Raw genomic sequence first — 24,410 nt, 5'->3', positions numbered from 1 at the left:
ATTGTCCGGAAGTAGTTACGTCACTCCTCGGAAAGGCGATCGATTACGTCAAGCAATTCAGACGCCACGATCGGCCGAATGAAAACAGCAGCCTGACGATGATCTTCATCCAGAATCACCGTGCTGGGAATCACTGAAGGTGGAATTCCGCCCAACGAGGCCGCCGTTTTGAAAGGTGGATCGTAGATCGATGGGAACGTTACGCCGTTGTCTTCAATGAAGTCGCGTGCGATCTGCGGGTTATAGTCCCTTACGTTTATCCCAAGTAACGTTCCCAGATTCCTTGACTGCAGTTCCTCGTGAACTTGTTGTAGATCATCGATTTCAGCACGACACGGCGCGCACCACTGACCCCAGGCGTTCACAACAACGATTTGTCCAGCAAAGTCTGACAGCTGGAGCTGGTCCCCTTCCTCCATGAGAGATTCGCCGCCGAAGGACAAAGGTTCTTCTCGATCAGCAGGCTCGATGTAATGTTCGAGCTTGCCGTCAGGCGTATAGATGTCATTGCCAATCTCACCAGAGACCGCGTTTTGAGCATCTTCTTCGTTCATGCATGCCGCAAGTAGCCCTGCTCCACTAACAGCGGAAAGGGAAAGCAAGAATTGCCTTCTTGAGAAATTACCCATACTTTAAATCTCCTGCGCAGGCGCGGAATAGTAGATGTCGGTAATGCCCTGATCCTGGAAGACCAGGGAGGTCACAGAAGCCAGGTCGCACTCGCGGTTCCACGGTGCGTGCGGCAGGCGCAAGCCCATGACGGAGCGCTGGACCATAACGATGGGCAGCTGGTGGGAGACCAGAATTGCCTCATGGCCTTCCGCTTCCTGACGAGCACGCTCCACCGCATTCATCATGCGGTCCGCGATGTCCTCGAAAGGTTCGCCCCAGGACGGACGCAGCGGGTTGCGCAGCAGCGGCCAGCGCTGCGGGTGCCACAGTTGGGAGCGCCAGCCCTTCACGCGCAGGCCCTCAAAGCGGTTGCCGGACTCAATCAACGTCTTATCCACCGCTACGTCCAGGCCGGTGACCTTGGAGAAAGGCTGCGCGGTTTCCTGGGTGCGCTGCAACGGCGAGGCCGCCAGGTAGGTCACGTCGTGGCCGCGGAATTCCTCCGCGGTGCGTGCTGCCATGGAGTGTCCCCGCGAGGACAGGTGGTAGCCCGGGATGCGCCCATACAAAATCCGCTCGGGATTGTGGACCTCACCGTGGCGAACCAGATGCACGATGGTGGTAGACACAGCGTTTCTCCTTGGATTCTTATTCAGGGCGCTCAGCGGCAGCAGCGGCAGCGGCTGCAGCCGGCAAGGCGGCTTCGATTACAGAGAAATCTTCGTCGTTAAGCGCGTCAGAGACAAACCAAGTCTCAAATGCTGACGGCGGAACGTAGACGCCACCTTCCAACAGCGCGTGGAAGAAGGGCGCGAAACGCCAGGTATCGGCAGCCTGCATGTCAGCGAAGTTGTTGCCCTGGCCCTCCGCAAAGCGAATCGAGAACATCGACGACGCACGCTGCATATTGTGCGCCACGCCTTCTTTGGTCAGTGCCTCAGAAATCATGTCACTTAGACGATCGGCGTGCTCCTGCAGGCGCGGGTACACAGCCTCATTGGCCAGCTCCAGCGACTTCAGACCAGAAGCCATCGCCACCGGGTTACCCGACAGGGTGCCTGCCTGGTAGACCGGACCGGTCGGTGCGAGGTATTCCATGATCTCCTTGCGACCACCAAATGCCGCAGCCGGCAGACCACCGGAGACAACCTTGCCGAAAGTCACCAAGTCACCAGCGACCTTGTCCACGCCGTACCAACCCTTATGCGAGGTACGGAAGCCAGTCATGACCTCATCCAGGATGAGTAGGGCGCCGTCGTTGTGGGCGACATCGGCAAGCGCTGCGTTAAAGCCCTCGACCGGTGCCACGGTGCCCATGTTGCCTGCGGCAGCCTCAGCAATGACGCAGGCAATCTCGCCCGGGTGCTCGGCAAAAGCCTCACGCACGGCATCGATATCGTTGTACGGCACCACGATGGTATCCGCGGCCGACGCACCAGTAACGCCCGGGGAATCCGGCAGCGCAAACGTCGCCACGCCCGAGCCTGCCGATGCCAACAGCGCATCCACATGGCCGTGGTAGCAACCCTCAAACTTCAGCACCTTGGCACGGCCGGTGTAACCGCGCGCCAGACGCACCGCCGACATGGTGGCCTCAGTACCGGAATTGACCAGGCGCACCTGATCCACGGCGGTACGCTCCACGATGCGCTCAGCCAGCAACGCCTCGGCCGTGGTTGGGGTGCCGAAGCTTAGGCCATCGGCAGCTGCCTTCTGCACCGCCTCCACAATCTCGGGATGGGCGTTGCCATGCAGCATCGGACCATAAGAGCTCACCAAATCGACGTACTCATTGCCATCGACGTCCCACAGGCGCGAACCCTTACCGCGCGCAATCACGCGGGCTTGGCCACCGACCGAACCAAAAGCGCGGACGGGGGAATTCACACCTCCCGGGGTGACCTTGCTGGCGCGGTGGAACCACTGGGCGGACTCGTGCACGGGCTGCTGCGAATTAGACATGTCCATCATTGTATCGACTCCGTCGCCCTGCGCGAAGTGGCGGTCTGCGTTAGGGTAAATGTGAGATTTCGGGGGTAGATTTAATGAAAATTCGTGTTGTCCTGGCCACATTGGCCTCCATTTCCGCGCTTTCGGGGTGCATGCCGCCTGACGATGCCCCCGTCAACCCACCCACCACCTCATCCTGGGAGCCCACCGTGGCACCACAGCCGGTGGCACGCTTGACGATGTCGCCTTCGTCCTCTGCGTCATCCTCTTCCTCTGTGGCTCCAGCTGAACCTGTTGCTGAGGCTGAACCTATGCCTTCGCCTGAGCCCGCCCCAGCGCCACCACCGCGCACGCGGCAGGCTGCACCACCGCCGCCACCGCCACCTCCGGCGCGGCCTGCACCACCTCCCCAGCCGCAACCGGCCGCACCGCGCGGCCCGCAGATGCCGCAGCTACCGGAAATTGAGCCTTTGTATCCGCACGAGATTGAGGCGATGGTCAATGACCATTTGCCGTTCTAGCTAATTACTTTCAGCCCGACGATGCCGCCGATGATCATCGTGACGAAGACGAATTTGAGGATGCTCGCACTTTCCGCACCGATAGCGATGGAATAAAGCACCGCGGTGGTGGCGCCGATGCCCGCCCACACCGCGTAGGCAGTGCCGACGGGAATCTCGCGCATGGCCCAGGCCAGCCCGCCCATCGAAATCGCGCAGGCGACTAAGAACACCAGCGACGGGGTAAGGCGCGTAAAGCCTTCTGAGCGGTCCAGCGCTGCCGCCCACACGGCCTCGAAAAGTCCAGAACCGATAAGAATAATCCACGCCATGGCTACTAAACCTACTTTTTTGGCAGACTGGGCGCCATGAAGATTGCATTTTTGGGAACTGGACGCATGGGCACCGAGCTGGCCCGCCACTTGCTAGACGACCACGACGTGGTGGTCTGGAACCGCACCGCCGAGCGCGCCCAACCGCTTGTCGATGCCGGCGCCACCCTCGCCTCCTCCCCCTCCGAAGCCGTCGCTTCTGCCGACATCGTGGTGAGCTCACTGTTTGGCCCGGACAATGTCCGCGAAGTCATCGTCGAGCCTGGTCTGATTCCTGACGGTGTCACCTGGATTGATACCACCACCGTCTCCCCTGACGATGCCCGCTCCTTCGCCGAGGCCGTCGACTCTTATGTCCACGCGCCTGTCGTCGGCAGCTTGGGCCCGGCCCGCGACCGCCAGCTGGGTACCTACGTGGGCACGCCTGACGATGACCGACGCGAACAAGCCATGTCCCTCGTCGAAGCCTGGGCTGCCCCGGAAAAGCTCATCGGCGTCGAGACCGCCGCTACTGCTGCCACCGGCAAGCTGTTGGCCAACCTCGCACTCGCCGTTACCGCTGAGGGCCTTCTGGAAGCGCTCTACCTCGGCGAGTCCGAAGGCCTCGATTCCGAAGTCGTCTTGGAGATGCTCGACATCACCGGCCTGGCGTTTATGAAGAACATGAAGGGCCCATTCGTCACCGGCGAGCGCAATACCGACCCCGGCGATTTCACCGTCGATGCCCTGTGCAAGGACTCCAAGCTCATGGAGCGCACCTCCACCAAGCCACTGCCCGCGGTTGCCGCCGCCATCGAGCGCTTCGAAGAACAACAAGAAATGGGTCATGGCGATCAGGACTTCTCGTCCATTTTCGTCTTCCGCAACAAGGGCTAAAAGCAACTTTCGTTTTTAACTTGCGAACTGGGCTTTTGCCGACTTATCCACAGGCTAAAAATTTTCTCTATCAATGGGGTTGACACCCATTTACGCTAGGTGTCATGACCTCGTTACAAGGATTTATCGCCGCGCTAGGCCCGGGCATGCAGGTAGCTACCGATGCCCAGGGCCACAGCGCGCATGACCTTGTACGCATGGGCATGCCCGACAAAACGGCACGCTCTATCCACCAAATCGCCCAACACTTCTACGGGCCTACTAAGTTCACCAGCTACCAACGCGACTGCATCAAGCACGCCTTCGAGCGCAACCACTCCGTGCCCACCCTCGAAGTCATTGTCCGCTATTCCCTGCGCGCGCCCTCTCTCAAGCAGGTCTGGCAGCTGTGTAAGCAACTCTGCCGCATGCCCGCCGATACCCTGGCTATGGAAAAACTTGCCAAAGCCAAACTCAAAGAAATGCGCGATACCCCCACACGTCAGCGTGGGATTACCGTTTACCGGCGTAAAAACGACTTGTGGACCATGGCGATTACTGGCACCCAGGCTGAAATCGCTGACATCGAAGGCGCCCTGGATAAAAAGCGCCCGGTAGATTCTTTCAACGAGATTTTCTTCGGCCACGTCGGCGCTGAGCCCACCACTGCGATTACCAACGTTGTCATCAACTTGGATGAGTTGGCAGAAATCATCGAAGGCAACGGCGATGAGATTAAACTGCGCATGACCAATGGTGCTGTGATCACCGGTGCGGAATTCGTGCGTCGTAAGTTTGCCGAGTATGGCTTTGTCACCATCATCCACCCGGTTAAAGGCCCGGTAAACCTCTACCGGACCGAACGCTTCGCCAACGACAAGCAGCGCATTATGGCTGGTGCTGAGAATCCGACCTGTCCGGGGTATAAGTGCAACGCACCTGCCGATCAGTGCCAAATCCACCACATGCAGCCCTGGAAATATGGTGGTGAGACTAACGCGGAGAACTTAACGGTGGCGTGTAAGTTCCACAACGGTTGGAACGATGACGACGCTAACGCCCCGCCGAAGCACGGCCGTTTCGAAAGACGAAACGGCAAAGTCGTCTGGCTCCCGCCCTGGACAAAAAGAGCCGGCGACCCATAGAATCCAGGCCCCCTGGCTTCCGCCCCACAAGGAAATCCCACAACACACAAAAAGCCCGTGAGCAGGCATGCCCACGGGCCAGGAGGCGTTTTCCTATTCCCGACTACTCCACCAGAGCTGCAGCGGACTTGCGTGCAGCGGCGATGACGGCTGGGACGCCGACGCCGTCGGCCCAGGCGCCGGTGGCGTCGAGACCTTCGACATTCGCGAGTGCGTCGTGCACTCGCGCGACGGTGTCGAGGTGGGTTTCATCGTAACGCGGGATGCCGCCAAACCAGCGCTGGGTGTAGATTTCGCTCACACCGGTAGCGCGGGCATCGAAGCCGGTGATCTTTTTGAGGTCGTCGAGGGCGTAATCGACAAGATCGTCTTCTTCCGCGCGGGTGATCTCATCGTCGCCGAAGCGGCCGAAGGAGGCGCGGACGATAAAGCCCGGGCGTTCGCCAAGATGCGGCCACTTATTCGACGACAGCGTAAAGGCCTTCGCGTGCAGGCCGGGTTCGTCAGCGGCGACTAAAATACCCGTCGCTTCCGGAATGGAGTTGCCCTCCGGATCGGTGTTGGATTCGAAGTTGAAGCCCACGACAGCAGAGGAAGCCAGCTTGATCTTCTTCAGCTCCTCGGCAGCGGACGGGGCGACCTTAGTCAGCAAGCGGGCGCTCGTCGGGGCCGGCGTGGTGACCAGGACGCGGTCGAAAGTGCCCAGGTCCTTTGGTGCGCCCTGCACGTGGAAGGTATCGCCTTCCGCGGTGATGCCGGAGATGAAAGTATCCAGGTGAATCTGCGCGCCGGACTTTTCGGCCAGGGCTTCATACAGGCTGGCGTAGCCGCCGGCGAAGGTGGCGAAGACGGGGCCATCGGCAGGTCCGCTCTTGCGACCTGCGGCGACGGCCTCGACTGCGGCAGAGAGGGTGACCTCGCCATCAGCGGCCAGGGTGTCGAGCGCTGCGGCGAGCTGTGGGACGGTGGCGCGCAGGCCCAGGTCATCCGCGGAGCAGGAGTAAACACCGCCCAGAAGCGCGGACACGACGTGGTCGACGACGTCATCGCCGTACTGCTGGCGCACCAACTGGCCCACTGACACATCGCCGCCTATCTCCCAGGTGAAAGGCTTTTCGTTGGCAATCTTCTCATTCGTTGCTGCGGAGAAGAAGTCCTGCGGCTCACCTGGAATGCCCATCACGCCGCCCTGGGGCAGGAAGTGCAGCTCGCCACCGGTGTAGACGCGCGGGCGCAGACCAGATGGGGTGACCAGCTTGTCGCCCAGACCGAGCTCTTCGAAGAAAGCCACGGCGTCGCTGCGGCGGGCGACGAAGGCTTCGGCGCCCATGTCGGTGGGGCCGTCGTTAAAGGGCACGGTGTGCAGCTTGCCGCCGATGCGGCCGGCAGCTTCGAAGACATAAACCTCGTGATCGCGGAGCTCGTATGCGGCGGTCAGACCTGCAAGTCCAGCGCCGATAATCGCAATTTTCATTAACCCTCCTCGTGAATGATGGCGACGGCGCGGGTAATGGCGTCGGCGTCAGTCGTGGGCAATACTCCATGCCCCAGGTTCCAAATATGGCTATCGATGTCGCCAGCGTCCTTCGCGGCAGCCACCTCTTCGCGAATACGGCGCACAGCAGAACGCACGGCATCCTCGCCAGCAAAAAGCAGGGCGGGGTCGAGGTTGCCCTGCAGGACGCGGGCATCGACACGCTTGGCGGCATCGTCCATGCGCACGCGGTAGTCCACGCCCATGACCTCCGGGCCGGCCTCCGACATCGCGCGGAGCAGTTCACCAGTTCCGACGCCAAAGTGGATGCGCGGGATTTCGCCTTCCACGCTGGCGAGAATCTCCTGCGAGTACGGCAAGACGAATTCGCGGTAGTCGCGTTCGTTGAGGTAGCCAGCCCAGGAATCGAAAAGCTGCATGGCCTCGATACCGGCATCGACCTGGGTGCGCAGGAACTGCGTAATGGTCGGCACCAGGCGACGCATCAGTGCATGCCAGGTCTCCGGCTCGGCGTGCATGAGCGCCTTGGTGCGCTCGTGGTTCTTCGACGGGCCACCCTCGACCAGGTAGGAAGCAAGGGTGAAGGGGGCGCCGACGAAGCCGATGAGTGTTTGGGCATCGGAAAGCTCGTTGCGAATGAGCCCAATGCCTTCCTGTACCTCCGGCACATCCGTATCCAGGATGGGCAGCTTTCCGATGTCCTCCTTACTCCGCACCGGCGCATCCATCACCGGGCCGCGACCAGGCACGATATCGACGCCGACGCCAGCAGCCTTCAGCGGGACGACAATGTCGCTGAACAAGATGGCGCCATCGACGTCGTGGCGGCGGACGGGCTGGAGAGTGATTTCAGCAAGCAGTTCCGGCATGAAGCAGGAATCCAGCATGCTGATTCCCTCGCGGACTTGGCGGTACTCCGGCAGTGAGCGGCCGGCCTGGCGCATGAACCAGACCGGCGGGCGAGAGGGGCTGTTGCCGTGGGCGGCGGTGAGCAACGGGGCATCGGAAAGTGGTGACATGCCCTTTATTATGAATCAAAAGTTGGACTCGGGGCTAATTAGCCTTCCCTGAGAAAGGTGGTCGACTCCGGGCGGAAAAGCAGCAGCAGAGCGATAACCAGCAGGATCGGGGTGATAATCAGCGTGATGCCGCCGATGCCGAGCGCGAGGGCGGCGACGTTGGTAAACAGCGTCAGGGCGGCGACGATAACGCAGATGCGACGGGCCCACAGCGAACCCTGGGGTAGCTGAGCGGCGAAAATGGCCATGAGGATGGCACCGACGGTGTTGACCACACCGACGGTGATGCGGTTGGTGCGGAGGAATTCCGGGGCTTCCGGCACGGGGGCGCCAGTGCCGAGGAAGCTGACCATGCCCGTGGTGAGCATGATGATGGCCGCAGCGAGCAGGACCCAGTAGGCGGCGCGGAGGGCGCGGGGGCAGCCGTTATCGGGGCGCAGGGCGCGGCTGGCGCGGCTTAAGCGGTTGTAGTCGCTGGGGCCAGGGCGATTGTCGCGGTCGGGGCGGCCAGGGCCAGGGAACATGCTGGTCATTACTTAGCGTCTTCCTTGTCGCGCTCTTCCTGCTTTTTCTGGCGCTCTTTTTCTTCCTTGGCGCGCTGCTTTTCGCGGCGAGCTTCCTCGAGTTCTTTCTCCATCTGGCGCATCTGCTCCAGCTCGCCGGTGTAGTCGAGGGTTTCCTGGCGGGTGCAGAAGATAATGCCCATAATCGCAGCAACGCCGATGAGGATTTGGATAGCGCCGTCGATGAGGAAGAGCCAGTCCGGGGCGTCAGAGCCGGCGGGCGTGGCGATGAACACCAGCAGCAGGCGCATGGCGAAGTAAATCGAGAACACGAACCACAACCGGCGGGCGGTGGCGGCGCGCTTGGTGTTTTTCGCCAGCACCCGCAGCATCCAGGCCAAAATCGCGATGATGATGAGCGAAATCACCGTCGAGAGCACCAGCGATCCGTAGGCCGCCATCTCGATGGCCGCGTCGGGGAGGTTCTCCCCTGCCTCTTGCGCCGTGGTGCGGGCAGCACCCAGCAGGGCTTCGCGGTTAAAGAGCGTTAAGCCCACGCCGAGCAGCTGGTGGACGACCTCGAGGATGACCACAGCGAGCCACACCTGCAGCAGCAGCTGGACGGTCTCGGGGCGCTTGGCTTCGGATGCTTCGGGAGTAGGTGTGCTCAAAATCTTCCTTCGGGGTTGCTAGGGGCAAGGTTAGAGCAGGCGCGCGGCGTCGGTGGCGAAGTAGGTCAGAATCTGCGAGGCACCGGCACGCTTGAAGGCGGTCAGGGACTCGAGCATGACGGCTTCGCCATCAATCCACCCGTTCTGGGCGGCGGCCTGAATCATCGCGTATTCGCCAGAGACCTGGTAGACCGCGACCGGCAGGTTGGTGCGCTCGGACGCCGCGTGCAGGACATCCAGGTACGGCAGGCCGGGCTTGACCATGAGGATGTCAGCGCCTTCGGCTTCATCGAGGTCCATTTCCAGCAGCGACTCGTGGAAGTTGCGCGGGTCCTGCTGGTAGGTGCGGCGATCGCCTTGCAGGGAGGAACCAACGGCCTCGCGGAAGGGACCGAAGAAGGCGGAGGCGTACTTTGCGGAGTAGGCCATGATGCCGACGTCGGTAAAGCCTTCGCCATCAAGTGCTTCGCGGATGCGAGCGACCTGGCCGTCCATCATGCCGGACGGGCTGACCAGATGAGCGCCGGCGCGGGCTTGGGCGAGGGCCATTTCGTCGTAAAGATCCAAGGTGGCGTCGTTGTCCACGCGGCCTTCGGAATCCAGAACGCCGCAGTGGCCGTGGTCGGTGAACTCATCGAGGCAGGTATCGGCCATGATGATGAGGTCGTCGCCAAAGCGCTCGCGCAAAGAAGCCACGGCGCGGTTCAAGATGCCGTCTTCCTTCGCGGCCTGGGAACCGGTGGCGTCCTTGTCGGAAGGCTGCGGCACGCCGAACAGGTCGACGCAGCGCACGCCGGCCTCGAGCGCCTCTTCAGCGGCGCGGGCAAGCGAGTCGAAGGTGTGCTGGTAAACACCCGGCATGGAGGTGATTTCGCGCGGTTCGGACAGGCCGTCGGCGATGAACATCGGCAAGATGAGGTCTGCCGGGCGCACGGTGGTCTCAGCGACCATCTCCCTAAAGGCAGGCGATTGACGCAGACGACGCGGACGGCGAGTCGGCAAGGTGGCCATGAACTTGTACTCCTTCTAGCAGAGAGGTTTATTTCGCTACCTTGTCGACCTTAGTAGCCTTCTTTCGGGAGCGGCGCTTCTTCCGCGGAGCAGGCAAGTTGCCAGAGGCGCGGAGGGCGGCGACGTGGTCGGCGAGGGCATCGACAAGCGTGGGCACCGACGCAACTTCTGGGACCACGTCGACGCGCAGGCCCATCTCCTCCGCAGCGGCGCGGGTGGAGGGGCCGATGCAGGCGATGATGGTGCGCGAGTGCGGCTTGCCAGCGATGCCAACGAGGTTGCGCACCGTCGAACCAGAAGTAAAGGCGACGGCGTCGAAGCCACCGGTCTTAATCATGTCGCGGATTTCGGCCGCAGGTGGGGCGGCACGGACGGTGCGGTAGGCGACGACATCGTCAACCTGCCAGCCCAGCTCCTCCAGACCGGTCACCAGGGTCTCGCCCGCGATGTCGGCACGGGGCAGCAGGATGCGGCCGACGGCGTCGATATCCTCGACGTAGTTCGGGAAGACCTCCACCAGGCCCTCGGCGTTCTGCTTCGTTGCTGGCGGCAAGAGCTCCGGCACCATGCCCTTTTCGCGAATAGCGTCGGCGGTCTTCTGCCCCACGGCAGCCAGGTGCACGCCAGCAAAATCGCGGGCGTCCAGGCCGAGGTCATAAATCTTCTTCCACACAGCCTTCACGGCGTTGACGGAAGTGAAGATGACCCACTTGTAGCGGCCCTCGACGATGCCCTTGATGGCACGGTCCATCTGCGCAGGGTTGCGCGGCGGCTCGACGGAAATGGTCGGCACGGACTGCGGAATCGCGCCATAGGACGCCAGGCGGGCCGACATCGGGGCAGCCTGCTCCTTGGTGCGCGGGACCAGCACGCGCCAGCCGTACAGCGAGCGATTTTCCCACCAGGAGTACTTGGTGCGGTCATCGATGCTGCGGCCCAAGGTCACCACGAGGGAGCCGGGGAGCTGTTCGGCATCGAGCTTGCCCAAGGTGCCCAGGGTGGTCTCGTGTGTGCGCTGCAGGCGGGTGGTGCCGTGCACGGTGACAAACGCGACGGTGTCCGCACCCATGCCGTGTTCCTGCAGCTTTTCGGAAATCTGCTGCAGGTTCTCCGCGGTCGCCTGCAAGACGATGGGCTGGGTCGCGTGTGCGAGCGCCTCCCAGTCGGCGCCATCGGTGACATCGGCTTCGGTGTAGGTCGAACCGAGGGCCAGGCCGGCAAAAGACGGCACGGTGGATGGCAGGGACATGCCCGGCACGACCTGGAATTCCAGACCGGCCTCGCCAACGGCGTTGATTTCGGCTTTGATGGAATCGCGGTTCAGAGGGTTGCCGGTGACAAGACGGATGACGTCGTTGCCGTGGGCATCGGCAAGTGCGTCCTGCAATTGCTTCACGATGTCCCCTTCGCCCACCTCACGCACATCCGCCGGTGTGGGCGGTGCGGGACGAGGCGGCTTACGACGCGCACCTGCCTCCTTGGCAGCAGCACACATGCGCTCATATTCCTCTTCGGCGGCATCCAGCAATTCCTGCGGCACCGGCAGCGCGGAGGCGACAATATCGCGCACGCCCGGCATCACGGACGGGTCGGTGATGACGATGGCGTTGTGTGCGAGCACCTCGCGGGCGCGGATGGTCAGCAGGTCGGGGTTACCGGGGCCGGCGCCAACGAAGACGATTTTTCCCATCTCGGAGTGGGCGGCTGGCACGGCATTGCTCATAAGGTTCTTTTCTAAGTCTGGGCACTAAAAAGGACAAACTAGTCTTCTAACGACCAAATCCCAGGACTTCTAAACGCCCTGGGATGCCCTTAAGGGGGCCGTGTTATCGGCCGGGGAGGTCGTATGCTAAATACACCTTAAATTATTGCGGCTTAAAGCAAAAATTAGTTGCCCAGCAGATCGGCTGCGCCGTCGTCGAAAAGCTGGGAGGCAACGGCCTCACCGAGCGCGCGGGCATCAGATGCGGGGCCGGTGGCTTCGCGAATGAGCTGGCGGGAGCCGTCGAGAGCGAACACGCCGCCGCGGACGGTCAGCTCGCCGTCGCGCAGGTGTGAGGTGGCCGCAACGGGGGCAGTACAGCCTGCTTCGAGGCGGGCCAGCACGGCGCGCTCACCGGTGGCGGCGGCGGTGGCATCGGCGTCGACGAGGGCGTCCAAAGCTGCAGCGGCTTCGGTGTCGGCGGTGGCTTCGATGGCAAGCGCACCCTGGGCCGGGGCAGGCATGAAGGTATCCGGGTCGAAGACTTCGGTGGCGCGGTCGGCATAGTCGGCGCGCACGAGGCCGGCATAAGCCAGCACGACGGCATCCAGCTCGCCAGAGGTCACCTTGCCCATACGGGTATCGATGTTGCCGCGCAGCGGACGGATATCCAGGTCCGGGCGGACGGCGCGCAGCTGGGAAATACGGCGCGGGGCGGAGGTGCCGACGCGGGCGCCCTCAGGCAGGTCGGCCAGCTTCATACCGTCGCGCGCGATAAGCGCTTCGCGGGTGTCCTGGCGCTCGGGCACGACGAGGCGGAAGCGCTCATCGGCAGCAGTAGGCAGGTCCTTAAAGGAGTGCACGGCGATGTCGCACTCGCCGCTAAACAGCGCCTCGCGCAGGGCCTGGGTGAACACGCCGACGCCAATGCGCTCGACTGGGGCCATGTTCACATCGCCTGCGGTGGTGACGATGTGCAGCTCGGCGGGGAAGCCGGCATCGATAAGCCAGTCGCGGACGTGGCCCGCCTGGGTGGTGGCGAGCTTGGAGCCGCGGGTACCAATCTTGAACATCTAAGCGTCCTTCCTCTGGGTCATATTCGGCAGGTCGGTGGCATCAACGGCAACACCGCTGCCTTCCAGCTGCAGGCCAAACAGTTCCTGCAGCGCATTTTCGTGGCTGACACTGCCGGAGCGCTCAGCCAGTTTCTTCGCCCGCACAGTCGGTTCGTGCAAAAGCTTATCGACGACGCGCTTGAGCGCCCGATTCACATCCTCGAGCTGCTTTCCCTCGAGTTCCGGGTGGCGTTGCGTAAGGCGGCCGAGTTCGCACTCGACGAGGTCAGCGGCGCGCTGGTGGAGTGCCGAGACGGCCGGGACGACGTCGCGTACGCGCTGGGCGGAGGCGTAGGATTCCAGCTCCTCGTCCACGATGCGGCGGGCCTGGGCGTGTGGACTGGTGCCGGCGGCGAGTTCGGTATCGGCTGCGGTCAGCGACTTCGACAGGCGCTCGATGTTGACCAGGTCGACGTCCTCGTGGTCGGCGGCCTCGTCTTCAATGTCGCGTGGCAAGGACAGGTCGATGAGCATGAGTGGGCCGCGGGCATACTTATCGATGTCCGCAGCAGTAATGGTGAAGTTTTGGGCGCCGGTGGCGGAGATGGCCAGGTCGACATCGGAAAGCGCTGCGGCACGGTCGGAGAAATCGATGACCTCAGCATTCACGCCTGCCTCGTGGGAATGGCTAGCCAGGCGCTCGGCGCGCTCGCGGGTGCGGTTGGCGATGACCAGCGTGTCCGCGTTGAGGCGGCCGGCGTGGGTGGCGGCCAGCGAAGCCATGGCACCGGCACCAAGGATGAGCACGCGCTTGCCTGCCAGATCCTCGAGGTCGAGGCGCTGCAAGGCCTGGTCGAAGGCGAAAGAGACCATGGAGGACCCGGCCTCGTCGATGGCGGTTTCGGAGTGGACGCGCTTGCCGGTGCGCAGGGCGGACTGGGCGAGGGCGTGGATGCGCGGGCCGACGGTGCCCTGCTCGGCGGCAGACTGGTAGGCGGTGCGGACCTGGCCGATGATCTGCTGCTCACCGATGACCATGGAATCCATGCCGGAGGTCACCGTCATGAGGTGTTCAGCGGCGGCGTCGGCGTAGCGGACGTAGAGATAGCTGCGGAGGCGCTCTTCGTCGACGCCGGAGACATCGTGAAGCACGGTGATGACGTCCTGGACGCCGGTGTGGAAGGAATTGGTGACGGTGTAGACCTCCATGCGATTGCAGGTGGAGATAATCATCGCCTCCGATAGGGAACCCGCATTCACCAGCTGCGCGCAGGCGTCGTGCTGGACGGTGTCATCCATGCTGAGTTTTTCCAACAGGGATACGGGTGCCGACTGGTGGGACATTCCCACGACGAGCACACTCATGCAGATTCCTCCACGGTCCTATCAACCCTTTGATTGATCTAAATCAACCAAAAGACTAAAGCTTTTCTCAGGAAATGTCGAACTAGCCACGCTTAAGCTCAGCGGCTAACTCATCGTTGTCGACTTCCCAGCAGGCGAATTCTTCATCGTCAATCACCACAACAGGCACGCGGTCGCCGTATTCCATGGCCAATTCGGGGTCGGTGTCGACATCGCGAAGCTCGAGGTGCGCCCCCGCGGCCTCCACAACGGGGGTGATTTGGGCGTGGACACGTTTACAGGAACCGCAGCTGTCACGGACCATCAATTCCACTTCGCGCACCGGGGGCAACTCCTCATCAAGACGATGTCGGGCAAAAGCACTACTATGGACACGATAGTCGCAACCTCGATGGAAGCAGTTGATGTGTCGGACTTAGTCCCCGGTTTTCCCGAGTCACCGCGCGAGTTTTTGGCCAACTGGACCGCCTCGCGGGGCAACCTGCGTAATTTTCTGGAAAATCAAGCGCTCGCGCCTCTCGATGCCGAATCCCAGCGCGAAGCCGGCGCCGCCGCTGCCGAAGCCGCCTTGTCGGAGTTTGGCATTGACTTGGATGCGTTTAACTCCGGTGTGGATTCGGTCAGTGGTTCTTATACGGCCGCGGGTGCGCAGCGCATTACCAACCCCGACCCGGACGTGCCGCAGGACCCGGGCGCGGCGGCGTTTTTCGATGTGGACAACACACTGATTCAGGGCTCGTCGCTGGTGGAGTTTGCTTTTGGTTTAGCCCGCCGTCGCTATTTCCGCATCTCGGAAATAGCCCCGATTGCATGGAAGCAGTTGAAGTTCCGGCTGTCTGGCAAGGAAAATGCTGCCGATGTCGCCGCCGGGCGCACCCAAGCCTTGGAATTCATCAAAGGCCGCAGCGAGGCGGAGCTGATTGAGCTGTGCGAGGAAATCGTCGATGAGAAGATGTCGCGCAAGGCCTACTCGGGCACGACACAGTTGGCGGAGATGCACTTGGCGGCCGGCCAGCAAGTCTGGTTGGTGACCGCTACCCCGGTACAGCTCGCACAAGTGTTGGCCAGGCGCTTTGGCTTTACCGGCGCTTTGGGCACCGTCGCGGAAGTTGAAGACGGCAAATTCACCGGGCGCTTGCTTGGCGATATCCTCCACGGCCCCGGCAAAATGCACGCCGTTGCCGCCCTGGCCACGATTGAGGGCCTGGACTTGCAGCGCTGCACCGCGTATTCGGATTCCGCCAACGACGTGCCCATGCTGTCGATGGTCGGCACCGCCGTTGCCATTAACCCCGATGGCAAGCTGCGCCGCATCGCCCAGCGCCGCGGCTGGCTCATCCGCGACTACCGGTCTATCCGCAAAGCCGTGCGCACCTACGGCCTGCCCGCACTCGCCACCGCAGCATTCTCCTACGGCGGCTGGCGTCTGCGTCGCCCCAAGAATCGCCCTGCAACGCCTCCGCAGTAGGCAAGCCAGAAAACGAGAAAGTGCCCTGCCGAAAGACAGGGCACTTTGGGTAGCTGGGGTTTACTTGCCCAGCTTACGACGCTGCACGCGGGTGCGGCGCAGCATCTTGCGGTGCTTCTTCTTGGACATGCGCTTGCGGCGCTTCTTAATCACAGAACCCATATCGGTTTCCTCACTTTCGAAGTGGAAGTACGTACTTGAAACCTGCCGACACCAGCCTCAAAGCCCTCAAGGTGCACTCTTTAGGGCTTCCCGCTTCCTTCTGGAGTTTTCTTTAGAAGGCGTCAGAAGGAGCGGAGCGGGCCGTTAAAGTCGACACGAATGCGTTATATTCTACCCAGCTGGCGCACCAGCACCAAAAAGAGACAGCGCCCACCACCGCGGACCAAGCCGATTCGCAGTGGTGGGCGCTGGCTTTATGCCAGGCACCTTTAGGCTCCGTAAACGGAGGCCTCGAGGTATTCGTTAACAGCGTTCTCGTGAACACGGAAAGAGCGTCCCACGCGAACGGCTGGCATCTCGCCTGCATGAACCAATCGATAAACAGTCATCTTGGAGACACGCATAATCTCAGCGACCTCCGCGATGGTCAGAAAGGTTCCCTTGTCTTCATTTGCCATAAATATCTAACCCTTCAGCCCGTGGCGCGCTGTAGGCTTCCCCTCCCACAGGACTATCACGCACGTGCTCGTTCTAGCCTAGCGTGAACCCTGTGACCAATGCGACCCACGTGCCAACTTTTTTCCCATGAGTCTCTAACCTCCGCTGGGCACCTGGTATCACTTTCGCAACAATAGAAAAGACACCCCCAGTAGGGGGTGCCCTGTAACGGAACGCGAGGGCGCGCTCCGTTGCGGAACGGTAAGCCGTTAAGGCTTACCCCAGCTCTTTGGCGCGCTGCTCGCAGGCCTCAGCGGCACGGAAGAAGGCGCCGCGCAGGCCGGACTCCTCCAGTTCGCGGAGAGCGGCGACGGTGGTGCCGCCTGGGGAGCTCACGCCGGCACGCAGATCGACTGGGCCCTTGCCGGACTCGGCCAGCATGGTGCCTGCGCCATACGCGGTGGATGCGGCGAGCTTTTCGGCGGTGGCGCGGGGAAGGCCGAGTTGGACGCCGGCATCGACAAGCGCTTCGGTGACCAGGAAGTAATAGGCTGGGGCGGAGCCGGCCAGGGCGGTAGCGGCATCGATAAGCTTTTCTTCCAGGAAGACAACCTCACCGACAGCTTCCAGCAGCTCCCGGACCCCTGCCTGCTGGGTGTCAGTGACGTGCTGGCCCGGCGCGCAGGTGCACATGCCGCGGCGCACCAGCATCGGGGTGTTCGGCATGACGCGGACGACAGGCACGCCATCGCCAGCTGCCTGCTCGAGGGTCTCCAGCGTCAGGCCTGCAGCCATCGACACGACAACGGTGTCCTTGCTGAAGTCCAGGTTCTCCAGCAACTCCACGATGGCGTACGGCTTCACGCACGCGAAGACGTAGTCCGCATCCTTGGCGGCTTCTGCATTGTCATCGGTGGTGTTGACCCCGTAGGTCTGCGCAATCTCGTTGCGGCGCTCCTCGCGACGGTTGGTCACCGTAATATCCGCAGCGTTGTACTCTGCTGCCACGAGACCCGATACAAGGGCCTCACCGATTTGTCCTCCACCTAATACTGCAATTTTAGTCATGCATACCAGCGTGCCAGAAAGCACGAAACCCGGCCACCATGGACGGTGACCGGGAATGTGAAAGGTGTATTAGACCAGCAGCAGCGGGCCGAAGGTCAGGACGAGGCCAACGACGCCTGCCAGGCCCATCGACAGGCCATCGCGGTCAGTGCGCAGCGCATGGACGATACCAACCATCGCCGCAGTCACACCGATAGCCAGCAGGCCCACGATGCCAAGCGCGAAGCGGTCCCAGAGCACCTGGAAGCCCATGAAAATCACCGCGCCGAGCACAATGCCAATCAGCGCCAGCAAAATCACAGAAAATGGCTTAAGCTTTTCCTCTTCCTGTTCCTCTTGCTCAGAAGCCGCCGGCTTCTGCTCGTCACGCACGACGGGCAGCTCACCGGTGTCGCCAGCCTTGCTTGACGATGCCCCCGCTACCCCAGCACCTGCAGCACCCGCTGCGGCAGCCTTGGTCTTGGTGTCAGCCTGCTGCTTCTGCTTCGGCTCCTCAGTAACCTTCTGGATTTCCGTCGTGTCATCCGAGGAGGGCTGGTTCTCTGCAGTCGGCTTTTCTTCCGGCTTCGCTACCGGAGATGCGGTTCCCGCAGCTGCAGCCGCAGCCGCTGGCTTGCCCGCATCCTTGACCTCCGGCTTCTTCGGCTCCGGCTTCTTTTCGGCAGGCTTGTCTGCCTTCTTAGGCTCGGGCTTCTTTGGCTCAGGCTTCTTGGCAGCCTCCTTGGGCTCAGCCTTCGGTGCGGAATCCTTTGCCTGCGCAGAGTCCTCTTTCTGCGCGGACTCGCCCGGTTCCGGGCGATCTGGGGCGGGGATAACAGGCGCGGTCTCGTCGATGGGGACGTTGGAGTGCTTGGACTCCTCGGGGCGAGCCTTAACCTTGGACAGGTTTCCGGTCAGCTCGGATACGGAGATACCGCCGTCCTCGAGGCTGCGGCGGCGACGGCGGCGGCTCGGGGCAGACTTATCGCCGCGCTCTTTTTGTTGGCGCGCCAAAAGCTCCGCGACGGTTAACTGTTTCTCGTTAGCCATGGTGCCTTCCTATTCCAATCCCTTATCGGTCCGGCGCAGAATGACGCCTTCACGCAGTGCCCACGGGCAGATTTCTAGTTTATCGATTCCCAATGCACGCATGGAAGCCTCCGCGACTAAAGCGCCGGCGACGATCTGGTGCGAACGATCGGAGCTTACTCCTTCGAGGTCGGCGCGGTCGGCAGCGGTCATGCGAGAGATAAAGGAAATCAGCTGGCGCAGACCCGGTGCGGTGAGTGTGCGCTTAACAAAAGGGCCAGCAGACGACGGTGCGGCACCGGTCAGGCGCGCCAGAGTGCGGAAGGTCTTCGAGGTACCTACCGCGAGACCATAGTCGCCCATGGCCTTCATCTGGTCGGTGGCAGAGACTAGCTCGGCGTCGATGTAGTCGCGCAGCATGTTGACTTCTTTTTTGCCCGGTGGGTCGGTATCGAACCAGTTGTGGGTCAACCGGCCAGCGCCGAGGTCCAAGGAGAAGGCCAAGTCGGGGTGTTCGTCGGTACCGGTGGATAGCTCCAGTGAGCCGCCGCCAATATCGAGATTGGTGATGCGGCCGGCGGACCAACCGTACCAACGACGCACCGCCAGGAAGGTCAGCTGTGCTTCTTCAACACCGCTGAGGATTTCCAGGCGCACTCCGGTCTGCTTTTCTACTTCGTCGAGCACGTACTCCGAGTTCCCTGCAGAGCGCACTGCAGAAGTAGCAAAGGCCATGAACTCATCGCAGCCGAGCTTTTGGCCTAGCTCGTTGGCTTCTTCGACAGCTTTGACCAGTCGCTTTAAGCCTTTGTCGTGGATGTTTCCCTTCTTGTCTAGCTGTTCCACCAGACGCAGAGGGGTCTTCCAGTCACTCATTGGGGTCGGGCGACCACCGGTTGCGGCATCGACCGCAACCAGATGGACGGTATTGCTTCCGACGTCTAATACACCTAATCGCACACTCCCAGCGTAGTAGGTCTACCGTGGTGAAGTGTGAATCGCCCAAAATCTTCTGAGGTATATCTAGGTTTCCCTGCCAGCTCACCGGCTGCGGCATCGATTCGTGCAGGCCGCGAACTCGCCCCGGATTATCCCCGGGAGTGGTTCGAATTTACTGATCCGAATGACGAGCACCATGTCATTTCGGTGGACCTGACCTGGGTTGAGTCGCACTACGCGTGTCAGTTCGGTACGGCGTTGTGTCCGGGCATCGATAAGCAGCAGCCCGATGTGGGGTGCTGTGTCCACGGTGCGTTTATGGCAGATGAGCAAGACCGGGACCAGCTTTACGATGCCGTCGCCGAAATGCCCGCCAAGTACTGGCAACTGCGGCCCGAGGGCACCGATGAGTTCTTGGAGAACTCCACGACTGCCGATTTGGAGCCGTGGCTGGAGTGGGATGAACTCGACGGCGATGATGGCGAGCCGGAGCCGGCGCTGAAGACGCCGATTGTGGATGGCGCGTGCATTTTTGCCAACCGCGCAGGCTGGGAAACGGGCACGGGTTGTGCGCTGCACCAGTGGGCGGTGGCTGAGGGGAAGGATTTGACCATCGTGAAGCCGGAGGTGTGCTGGCAGTTGCCGCTGCGCCGCCATGAAGAATACGAAGAGCGCCCGGATGGCCAGGAGATTTTGCGCACCACGATTGGGGAGTACGACCGCCGCGGCTGGGGCGATGGTGGCGAGGACTTTGATTGGTACTGCACCACCGATGCGGCGTGCCACAATTCGCCGGAGCCGATGTGGAAGGCGCAGGAAAATGAGCTGGTCGGGCTGCTAGGCCGGGAGTGCTACGACATTCTGGCCGAGCACTGTGCAGCGCGCGCGGAGGCAGCCCGCCACGGGGTGGTCTGGACCAAGCACCCCGCCAGTGAAAAGGCTGGGCGTTATAGCTCGAACTTGTAGCCCAGGCCGCGCACGGTGACCAGGTGCTTCGGGCGCGAGGGCTGCAGTTCAATCTTGGAACGCAGGCGCTTGACGTGCACGTCGAGGGTCTTGGTGTCACCGACGTAATCGGCACCCCAGATGCGGTCGATGAGCTGGCCGCGGGTGAGCACGCGTCCGGCGTTGCGCAGCAGGTATTCCAGCAGGTCGAATTCCTTCAGTGGCATGGATACCGGTTCGCCGTCGACGGCGACTGTGTGGCGTTCGACGTCCATGCGCACGCGTCCGCCCTCCAGGATTTGGTCGGGCACGAGTTCTTCGACTGCTGGCTCGGCAGGAGCAGCATTGCTTGACGATGCCGCATCCGCCCCACGGCGCAGCACCGCCCTAATGCGCGCAATGAGCTCGCGGGAAGAATAGGGCTTGGTCACGTAATCGTCGGCGCCGAGTTCCAAGCCGACGACCTTATCGATTTCGGAGTCACGCGCGGTGACCATGATGACTGGGACGTTCGAGGTGGCCCGCAGTTGTTTGCAGACATCGGTGCCGGACATGCCCGGCAGCATAAGGTCGAGGAGAACAATGTCGATGTCGCGCTGGTCGAATTCTTCCAGTGCGGTGGGTCCGTCGTTTGCGACGATGGGTTCGAAGCCTTCCTTTTGAAGCAGGAACGCTAATGGATCCGCCAATGACTCTTCGTCTTCGACGATGAGAATGGTGGTCATTGTGTTTTGTCCTTTCGACGGGCTGCGACGCGAGCAACTGCACGCGGCAGGCCAGGGGCAGCGGCTGCTACTCCGGCCTCTTCTTCATTATTCTCTATCTTCTTGCCCACCGAGGGAAGTGGGTCTGAATAAATTGGAAGTTCAATGCTAAAAGTCGAACCCGTGCCCGGGCGCGACCACAACCGGATATCGCCGCCGTGGTTGGCTACCACGTGCTTTACAATTGCCAATCCTAAGCCAGTGCCCCCGGTCTGCCGTGACCGGGCCTTGTCAACGCGGAAAAAGCGCTCGAAGACGCGCTTTTGGTCCTCCGGGGCGATACCGATGCCGCGGTCAGTCACGCGAATCAGAATGGATCCCGAATCGGTGATCTTCTGGGTAATCGAGACCGGCATGGTTTCTGGCGAATAGCTCACCGCGTTGGAAATCAGGTTAGAAATAGCGGTAACGAGCAGGGATTTATCGCCTTGGACCTGGACGCCGGAAGGCTTGCCGCGGGCGATTTCGATGTTGTGGGCTTCGGCGTTCATGAGGTTGCGGGAGACGGCTTCATCGATAAGCGTATCGACCTCGAGTGGTTCCATCTCCGGAAGGGCCTCGGCCCCCTGCAGCTTGGACAACGAAATCAGCTCGTTGACCATATCGGCCATGCGCGCTGCTTCCTTTTGCACCTTGGAGCCGAAGTATTCGACGTGTTCGGGATCCTCGACGTCCTGCAGCAGCGCCTCGGCCAGCAGTGCGATACCGCCGACTGGAGTCTTAAGCTCATGGGAGACATTGGCCACAAAGTCGCGGCGGGCGGATTCCATGCGCACGTTCTCGGATTCGTCGGTGCCGTAGACGATGACGAAGCGGTCATCGTTAAGCGTCAGCGGCTTCACCACAGCCTTGACCTGGGTGACGCGGTTGCCGGTGCGCCGGCGAGGAATCTCCAGGTCGCAGGTGCGGTCTTCTTTGTCCTCGAAGACTTCCTGGGCGACTTTCCAAATACCCGGGTTCATAGCGCGGTCGTGGACTAAGGACATGTCGTGGGCGGCCGGGTTGGACAAGATGACATCGCGTTGCTTGTCCACCACCGCGATTCCCGTCGGTGAGCCCTGCACCGCCAAGTGCAGCACCTGGCTAACCGTGGTGACCTGGTTAGATTCTGACACGCTGGCCTTGCGGTAGCGCTCAATGCGCCCGCGCAGCCAATTAAGGATCGGCAGAAACAGTGCGGTGATTAAGACACCGGCGAAAAACGCAAGCGTGACGTTCACTGTTTCACCCCTAACGTGCCAGACCCCGGGGACCACTGGCTCCCCGGGGTAAGAGTTGGTTTAAAAGATAAGTTTACTTGCCACCCTGGGCAGCAACCGCAGCAGCACCTGCTTCGGCAGCTTCTGGGTCAAGGTAGGTACCACCAGCATTGACCACAGCGCCGTCGGCGTCAATCTCGTAGACCAGCGGGATGCCGGTGGGGATGTTCAGGCCCGCGATGTCGTCATCAGAGATGTTGTCCAGGTGCTTGACCAGCGCACGCAGGGAGTTACCGTGTGCGGCAATCAGGACGTTCTCGCCCTTCTTAGCTCGCGGGAGGATTTCTTCCTTGAAGTAAGGAATGAAACGCTCCACCACGTCCTTGAGGCACTCGGTGCGCGGCACGGTGTCCAGATCGGCGTAGCGCGGGTCCTCGGACTGGGAGTACTCGGAAGAATCATCCAGCTCCGGCGGCGGGGTGCCGTAGGAACGACGCCATGCCATGAACTGCTCTTCACCGTACTTATCCTTGGTCTCTGCCTTGTTCAGGCCCTGGAGTGCACCGTAGTGACGCTCGTTGAGACGCCAGTCGCGCACGACTGGAATCCAGTGACGGTCGGCGTGGTTCAAGGCGATGTTGGCGGTGCGGATCGCACGACGCAGGAGCGAGGAGTACAGAACATCCGGCAGGATGCCCTCTTCCTTCAGCAGCTCGCCGGCTCGCTTAGCTTCGCCCTCGCCCTTTTCGGTCAGGTCCACATCGACCCAACCGGTAAATTGGTTGGACTTGTTCCACTGGGACTGGCCATGGCGCAGAAGAATGAGCTTTCCGTTAGTCATACCTTCAGCATGCCACGAAATGACCCGCGGCGCTGAAGTTTTCTGCCTGCCTACGCCCTTAGTTGCCGCTGGCCCGGCGCGCGTGGCAGTCGGGTACGTCAATCTGGATGGCTTCGGCATAAATCTCGGCTAACTTGCTTGCCGATGCCGCCCAACTGAACTTCTCCGCATGCCCTACGGCTGCTTCGCCCATGCTGATGCGCAGGGGGTCATCGTCAAGCAAACGCTCCAGCGCATCTGCCCAATCCGTAGCTTCATGGGAGTGGACCAACAGGCCGGTCTGCTCGTCGGCAACCGCGATGGACAGCCCACCGACCGCGGCCGCAACCACCGGGGTGCCGGAAGCCTGCGCTTCCAGGGCAACGAGACCAAAGGATTCGTTATAGCTGGGCACGGCGACGATGTCGGCGGCGCGGTAGACATCGACAAGCTCTTCCGGCGGGCGGGCAGCCAGGAAGCGGATGTGCTTTGCGACGCCCAACTCCCGCGCCAAATTCCTATAGGTTTCCGGCGTGGAGTTCGCACCCGAGGGACCACCGCAAATGACCACGCGCAGGTTGCGGAAGGGCTCGCGCTGAAACAGCTCGGCCGTGGCGCGGATGAGGACTTCTGGGCCCTTGAACTTTTGCAGCCTGCCGACGAAAGCAATGACCTTCGTGTGCAGCGGAATGCCTAGGTCACGCCGGGAGCGCTCGGTGTTGCGGTCCGTGCCCGGGGTAAACAGCTCGACGTCTGCGCCGGGGGAGACGATGCGGATGCGGCCGGCGGGGGCATCGTAATGCTCGGCTAAATCCTTGGCCTCCTGCTCGGTGTTGACCACCAGGAGATCAGCGTTGTCGACCAGCTGCTGCTCGCAAATGCGGCGGGCTTCTGATTCCAAAGTGTCGTCTTCGGTGCGGTGGGCATTTTTCACCGCGGCCAGCGTGTGCGCAGTGTGCACCAGCGGAATGCGCCAGAGGTCGCGCAGCAGCCATCCCACCTGGCCGGATAGCCAATAGTGGGAGTGGATGGCGTCATATTTCAGGTCAAAGCAAGTGGCGAACTGCACCATACCGCCAGCGAACGCGGCCAGCTGGGTGGGCAGGTCTTCTTTTTCTAGACCTTCATAGGGCCCGGCGATGATGTTGATGACGCGCAGGTTCTCTTCGACCTCCACGACTTCGCCCTGGCTAGGACGAGTCGCGCGGGTATAGACGTCCACCTCGACGCCCTGACGTGCCAGCTGCTTCGCACTATTGAGCACGTAGACGTTCATCCCGCCGGCATCCCCCGAACCGGGTTGCTCCAACGGGGAGGTATGCAGAGAAACCATCGCTATTCGCATGACAGTTCATTGTAGCTAAACACTAAGTCGTTATACTGG

Annotated in this window: 27 protein-coding genes; 5 read left to right on the top strand and 22 right to left on the bottom strand. The window is 61.7% G+C overall.

Going from position 1 to position 24,410, the window contains the following annotated elements; genetic code table 11:
* Positions 1–20 precede the first annotated feature (20 nt).
* The 3 genes from UL81_RS01350 to hemL form a co-directional block, all read right to left on the bottom strand.
* Entirely contained in the window at positions 21–554 is a 534-nt protein-coding gene (locus UL81_RS01350; protein ID WP_105360466.1) for a TlpA disulfide reductase family protein, read from the bottom strand.
* A gap of 78 nt (positions 555–632) precedes the next feature.
* A complete protein-coding gene (locus tag UL81_RS01345; protein WP_035106460.1) occupies positions 633–1,241 on the bottom strand; it encodes a histidine phosphatase family protein in 609 nt (202 codons plus the stop codon).
* 19 nt (positions 1,242–1,260) lie between these two features.
* Entirely contained in the window at positions 1,261–2,583 is a 1,323-nt protein-coding gene (hemL, locus tag UL81_RS01340) for a glutamate-1-semialdehyde 2,1-aminomutase (RefSeq protein ID WP_046453168.1), read from the bottom strand.
* Between the two features lie 74 nt (positions 2,584–2,657).
* Here hemL and UL81_RS11780 point away from each other — a divergent pair, with 74 nt between their 5' ends.
* A complete protein-coding gene (locus UL81_RS11780) occupies positions 2,658–3,083 on the top strand; it encodes a hypothetical protein (protein WP_144407153.1) in 426 nt (141 codons plus the stop codon).
* Here UL81_RS11780 and UL81_RS01335 read toward each other — a convergent pair.
* The gene (locus UL81_RS01335) at positions 3,080–3,394 is read right to left on the bottom strand and encodes a DMT family transporter (RefSeq protein ID WP_035106453.1); all 315 of its coding nucleotides are present in this window, start codon (positions 3,392–3,394) and stop codon (positions 3,080–3,082) included. The two genes, UL81_RS11780 and UL81_RS01335, sit on opposite strands and share 4 nt — an antisense overlap.
* A 36-nt stretch (positions 3,395–3,430) precedes the next feature.
* Here UL81_RS01335 and UL81_RS01330 point away from each other — a divergent pair, with 36 nt between their 5' ends.
* Both UL81_RS01330 and UL81_RS01325 read left to right on the top strand, forming a co-directional pair.
* Complete coding sequence (locus UL81_RS01330) at positions 3,431–4,270, top strand: NAD(P)-dependent oxidoreductase (RefSeq protein WP_046453167.1); 840 nt, start codon at positions 3,431–3,433, stop codon at positions 4,268–4,270.
* Between the two features lie 104 nt (positions 4,271–4,374).
* Positions 4,375–5,394 (top strand): HNH endonuclease signature motif containing protein, encoded by a 1,020-nt coding sequence (locus tag UL81_RS01325; protein WP_035106451.1) that lies wholly within the window; start codon positions 4,375–4,377, stop codon positions 5,392–5,394.
* A gap of 103 nt (positions 5,395–5,497) precedes the next feature.
* Here UL81_RS01325 and UL81_RS01320 read toward each other — a convergent pair whose 3' ends face one another.
* From UL81_RS01320 to UL81_RS01280, 9 genes are all read right to left on the bottom strand, one after another.
* On the bottom strand, positions 5,498–6,868 hold the full coding sequence (locus UL81_RS01320; protein WP_035106449.1) for a protoporphyrinogen oxidase: 1,371 nt from the start codon (positions 6,866–6,868) through the stop codon (positions 5,498–5,500).
* Positions 6,868–7,908, bottom strand: a complete 1,041-nt coding sequence (gene hemE / locus UL81_RS01315; RefSeq protein WP_035106446.1) for a uroporphyrinogen decarboxylase — start codon at positions 7,906–7,908, stop codon at positions 6,868–6,870. Before hemE ends, UL81_RS01320 begins: the two co-directional genes overlap by 1 nt.
* Before the next feature lie 38 nt (positions 7,909–7,946).
* Positions 7,947–8,441, bottom strand: a complete 495-nt coding sequence (locus UL81_RS01310; protein ID WP_035106439.1) for a hypothetical protein — start codon at positions 8,439–8,441, stop codon at positions 7,947–7,949.
* A complete protein-coding gene (locus tag UL81_RS01305) occupies positions 8,441–9,082 on the bottom strand; it encodes a hypothetical protein (protein ID WP_236684486.1) in 642 nt (213 codons plus the stop codon). The genes UL81_RS01310 and UL81_RS01305 overlap by 1 nt, the downstream gene beginning before the upstream one ends.
* A gap of 30 nt (positions 9,083–9,112) precedes the next feature.
* Complete coding sequence (hemB, locus tag UL81_RS01300; RefSeq protein WP_035106437.1) at positions 9,113–10,093, bottom strand: porphobilinogen synthase; 981 nt, start codon at positions 10,091–10,093, stop codon at positions 9,113–9,115.
* A gap of 28 nt (positions 10,094–10,121) precedes the next feature.
* On the bottom strand, positions 10,122–11,816 hold the full coding sequence (locus UL81_RS01295; RefSeq protein ID WP_035106435.1) for a bifunctional uroporphyrinogen-III C-methyltransferase/uroporphyrinogen-III synthase: 1,695 nt from the start codon (positions 11,814–11,816) through the stop codon (positions 10,122–10,124).
* A 164-nt stretch (positions 11,817–11,980) separates the two neighbouring features.
* Entirely contained in the window at positions 11,981–12,868 is an 888-nt protein-coding gene (hemC, locus tag UL81_RS01290; protein ID WP_035106434.1) for a hydroxymethylbilane synthase, read from the bottom strand.
* The gene (locus UL81_RS01285) at positions 12,869–14,215 is read right to left on the bottom strand and encodes a glutamyl-tRNA reductase (protein ID WP_035106432.1); all 1,347 of its coding nucleotides are present in this window, start codon (positions 14,213–14,215) and stop codon (positions 12,869–12,871) included.
* An 82-nt stretch (positions 14,216–14,297) separates the two neighbouring features.
* Complete coding sequence (locus tag UL81_RS01280) at positions 14,298–14,519, bottom strand: glutaredoxin family protein (protein WP_035106985.1); 222 nt, start codon at positions 14,517–14,519, stop codon at positions 14,298–14,300.
* 87 nt (positions 14,520–14,606) lie between these two features.
* Between UL81_RS01280 and UL81_RS01275 the strand changes: the two genes are divergently transcribed.
* Positions 14,607–15,683, top strand: a complete 1,077-nt coding sequence (locus UL81_RS01275) for an HAD family hydrolase (protein ID WP_179944115.1) — start codon at positions 14,607–14,609, stop codon at positions 15,681–15,683.
* A gap of 60 nt (positions 15,684–15,743) precedes the next feature.
* Here the strand turns inward: UL81_RS01275 and UL81_RS11600 are convergent, their stop codons facing one another.
* The 5 genes from UL81_RS11600 to UL81_RS01255 all read right to left on the bottom strand — a co-directional run bounded on the left by UL81_RS11600 (position 15,744) and on the right by UL81_RS01255 (position 19,319).
* On the bottom strand, positions 15,744–15,845 hold the full coding sequence (locus UL81_RS11600; RefSeq protein ID WP_003855542.1) for a 30S ribosomal protein bS22: 102 nt from the start codon (positions 15,843–15,845) through the stop codon (positions 15,744–15,746).
* A 269-nt stretch (positions 15,846–16,114) separates the two neighbouring features.
* Complete coding sequence (locus tag UL81_RS01270) at positions 16,115–16,303, bottom strand: helix-turn-helix domain-containing protein (protein WP_035106430.1); 189 nt, start codon at positions 16,301–16,303, stop codon at positions 16,115–16,117.
* A 256-nt stretch (positions 16,304–16,559) separates the two neighbouring features.
* A complete protein-coding gene (proC, locus tag UL81_RS01265; RefSeq protein WP_035106428.1) occupies positions 16,560–17,351 on the bottom strand; it encodes a pyrroline-5-carboxylate reductase in 792 nt (263 codons plus the stop codon).
* A 69-nt stretch (positions 17,352–17,420) separates the two neighbouring features.
* A complete protein-coding gene (locus UL81_RS01260; protein WP_046453165.1) occupies positions 17,421–18,380 on the bottom strand; it encodes a Yip1 family protein in 960 nt (319 codons plus the stop codon).
* A 9-nt stretch (positions 18,381–18,389) separates the two neighbouring features.
* Entirely contained in the window at positions 18,390–19,319 is a 930-nt protein-coding gene (locus UL81_RS01255) for a Ppx/GppA phosphatase family protein (RefSeq protein ID WP_081961526.1), read from the bottom strand.
* Between the two features lie 33 nt (positions 19,320–19,352).
* On the opposite strand from UL81_RS01255, the gene UL81_RS01250 reads away from it, so the two are divergent.
* A complete protein-coding gene (locus UL81_RS01250) occupies positions 19,353–20,264 on the top strand; it encodes a hypothetical protein (protein WP_035106423.1) in 912 nt (303 codons plus the stop codon).
* On the opposite strand, the gene UL81_RS01245 is transcribed toward UL81_RS01250, so the two are convergent.
* From UL81_RS01245 to mshA, 4 genes are all read right to left on the bottom strand, one after another.
* Positions 20,246–20,968 carry a response regulator transcription factor gene (locus UL81_RS01245; protein ID WP_035106420.1) on the bottom strand — a complete coding sequence of 241 codons (723 nt, stop codon included), beginning with the start codon at positions 20,966–20,968 and terminating at the stop codon, positions 20,246–20,248. The genes UL81_RS01250 and UL81_RS01245 overlap by 19 nt on opposite strands.
* A complete protein-coding gene (locus UL81_RS01240; RefSeq protein WP_035106417.1) occupies positions 20,965–22,227 on the bottom strand; it encodes a sensor histidine kinase in 1,263 nt (420 codons plus the stop codon). The genes UL81_RS01245 and UL81_RS01240 overlap by 4 nt, the downstream gene beginning before the upstream one ends.
* A gap of 73 nt (positions 22,228–22,300) precedes the next feature.
* On the bottom strand, positions 22,301–23,047 hold the full coding sequence (locus UL81_RS01235; protein WP_035106414.1) for a phosphoglyceromutase: 747 nt from the start codon (positions 23,045–23,047) through the stop codon (positions 22,301–22,303).
* A gap of 58 nt (positions 23,048–23,105) precedes the next feature.
* Positions 23,106–24,371: a D-inositol-3-phosphate glycosyltransferase gene (gene mshA, locus UL81_RS01230; protein WP_046453164.1), complete on the bottom strand. Its 1,266-nt coding sequence runs from the start codon at positions 24,369–24,371 to the stop codon at positions 23,106–23,108.
* Between the last annotated feature and the right edge of the window lie 39 nt (positions 24,372–24,410).

The organism is Corynebacterium camporealensis (assembly GCF_000980815.1).
Classification (GTDB): domain Bacteria; phylum Actinomycetota; class Actinomycetes; order Mycobacteriales; family Mycobacteriaceae; genus Corynebacterium; species Corynebacterium camporealense.
Note: the sequence above shows the minus strand (reverse complement) of the source record. Positions and strands in the feature narration are given on the sequence as shown.

What these genes read in the sequence shown, in the direction of transcription:
- UL81_RS01350 (WP_105360466.1), bottom strand. Translation starts at nt 554, where the DNA reads ATGAACGAAGAAGATGCTCAAAACGCGGTCTCTGGTGAGATTGGCAAT.
- hemL (WP_046453168.1), bottom strand. Translation starts at nt 2,583, where the DNA reads ATGATGGACATGTCTAATTCGCAGCAGCCCGTGCACGAGTCCGCCCAG.
- UL81_RS11780 (WP_144407153.1), top strand. Translation starts at nt 2,658, where the DNA reads ATGAAAATTCGTGTTGTCCTGGCCACATTGGCCTCCATTTCCGCGCTT.
- UL81_RS01335 (WP_035106453.1), bottom strand. Translation starts at nt 3,394, where the DNA reads ATGGCGTGGATTATTCTTATCGGTTCTGGACTTTTCGAGGCCGTGTGG.
- UL81_RS01330 (WP_046453167.1), top strand. Translation starts at nt 3,431, where the DNA reads ATGAAGATTGCATTTTTGGGAACTGGACGCATGGGCACCGAGCTGGCC.
- UL81_RS01325 (WP_035106451.1), top strand. Translation starts at nt 4,375, where the DNA reads ATGACCTCGTTACAAGGATTTATCGCCGCGCTAGGCCCGGGCATGCAG.
- UL81_RS01320 (WP_035106449.1), bottom strand. Translation starts at nt 6,868, where the DNA reads ATGAAAATTGCGATTATCGGCGCTGGACTTGCAGGTCTGACCGCCGCA.
- hemE (WP_035106446.1), bottom strand. Translation starts at nt 7,908, where the DNA reads ATGTCACCACTTTCCGATGCCCCGTTGCTCACCGCCGCCCACGGCAAC.
- UL81_RS01310 (WP_035106439.1), bottom strand. Translation starts at nt 8,441, where the DNA reads ATGACCAGCATGTTCCCTGGCCCTGGCCGCCCCGACCGCGACAATCGC.
- hemB (WP_035106437.1), bottom strand. Translation starts at nt 10,093, where the DNA reads ATGGCCACCTTGCCGACTCGCCGTCCGCGTCGTCTGCGTCAATCGCCT.
- UL81_RS01295 (WP_035106435.1), bottom strand. Translation starts at nt 11,816, where the DNA reads ATGAGCAATGCCGTGCCAGCCGCCCACTCCGAGATGGGAAAAATCGTC.
- hemC (WP_035106434.1), bottom strand. Translation starts at nt 12,868, where the DNA reads ATGTTCAAGATTGGTACCCGCGGCTCCAAGCTCGCCACCACCCAGGCG.
- UL81_RS01285 (WP_035106432.1), bottom strand. Translation starts at nt 14,215, where the DNA reads ATGAGTGTGCTCGTCGTGGGAATGTCCCACCAGTCGGCACCCGTATCC.
- UL81_RS01280 (WP_035106985.1), bottom strand. Translation starts at nt 14,519, where the DNA reads ATGGTCCGTGACAGCTGCGGTTCCTGTAAACGTGTCCACGCCCAAATC.
- UL81_RS01275 (WP_179944115.1), top strand. Translation starts at nt 14,607, where the DNA reads ATGGAAGCAGTTGATGTGTCGGACTTAGTCCCCGGTTTTCCCGAGTCA.
- UL81_RS11600 (WP_003855542.1), bottom strand. Translation starts at nt 15,845, where the DNA reads ATGGGTTCTGTGATTAAGAAGCGCCGCAAGCGCATGTCCAAGAAGAAG.
- UL81_RS01270 (WP_035106430.1), bottom strand. Translation starts at nt 16,303, where the DNA reads ATGGCAAATGAAGACAAGGGAACCTTTCTGACCATCGCGGAGGTCGCT.
- proC (WP_035106428.1), bottom strand. Translation starts at nt 17,351, where the DNA reads ATGACTAAAATTGCAGTATTAGGTGGAGGACAAATCGGTGAGGCCCTT.
- UL81_RS01260 (WP_046453165.1), bottom strand. Translation starts at nt 18,380, where the DNA reads ATGGCTAACGAGAAACAGTTAACCGTCGCGGAGCTTTTGGCGCGCCAA.
- UL81_RS01245 (WP_035106420.1), bottom strand. Translation starts at nt 20,968, where the DNA reads ATGACCACCATTCTCATCGTCGAAGACGAAGAGTCATTGGCGGATCCA.
- UL81_RS01235 (WP_035106414.1), bottom strand. Translation starts at nt 23,047, where the DNA reads ATGACTAACGGAAAGCTCATTCTTCTGCGCCATGGCCAGTCCCAGTGG.
- mshA (WP_046453164.1), bottom strand. Translation starts at nt 24,371, where the DNA reads ATGCGAATAGCGATGGTTTCTCTGCATACCTCCCCGTTGGAGCAACCC.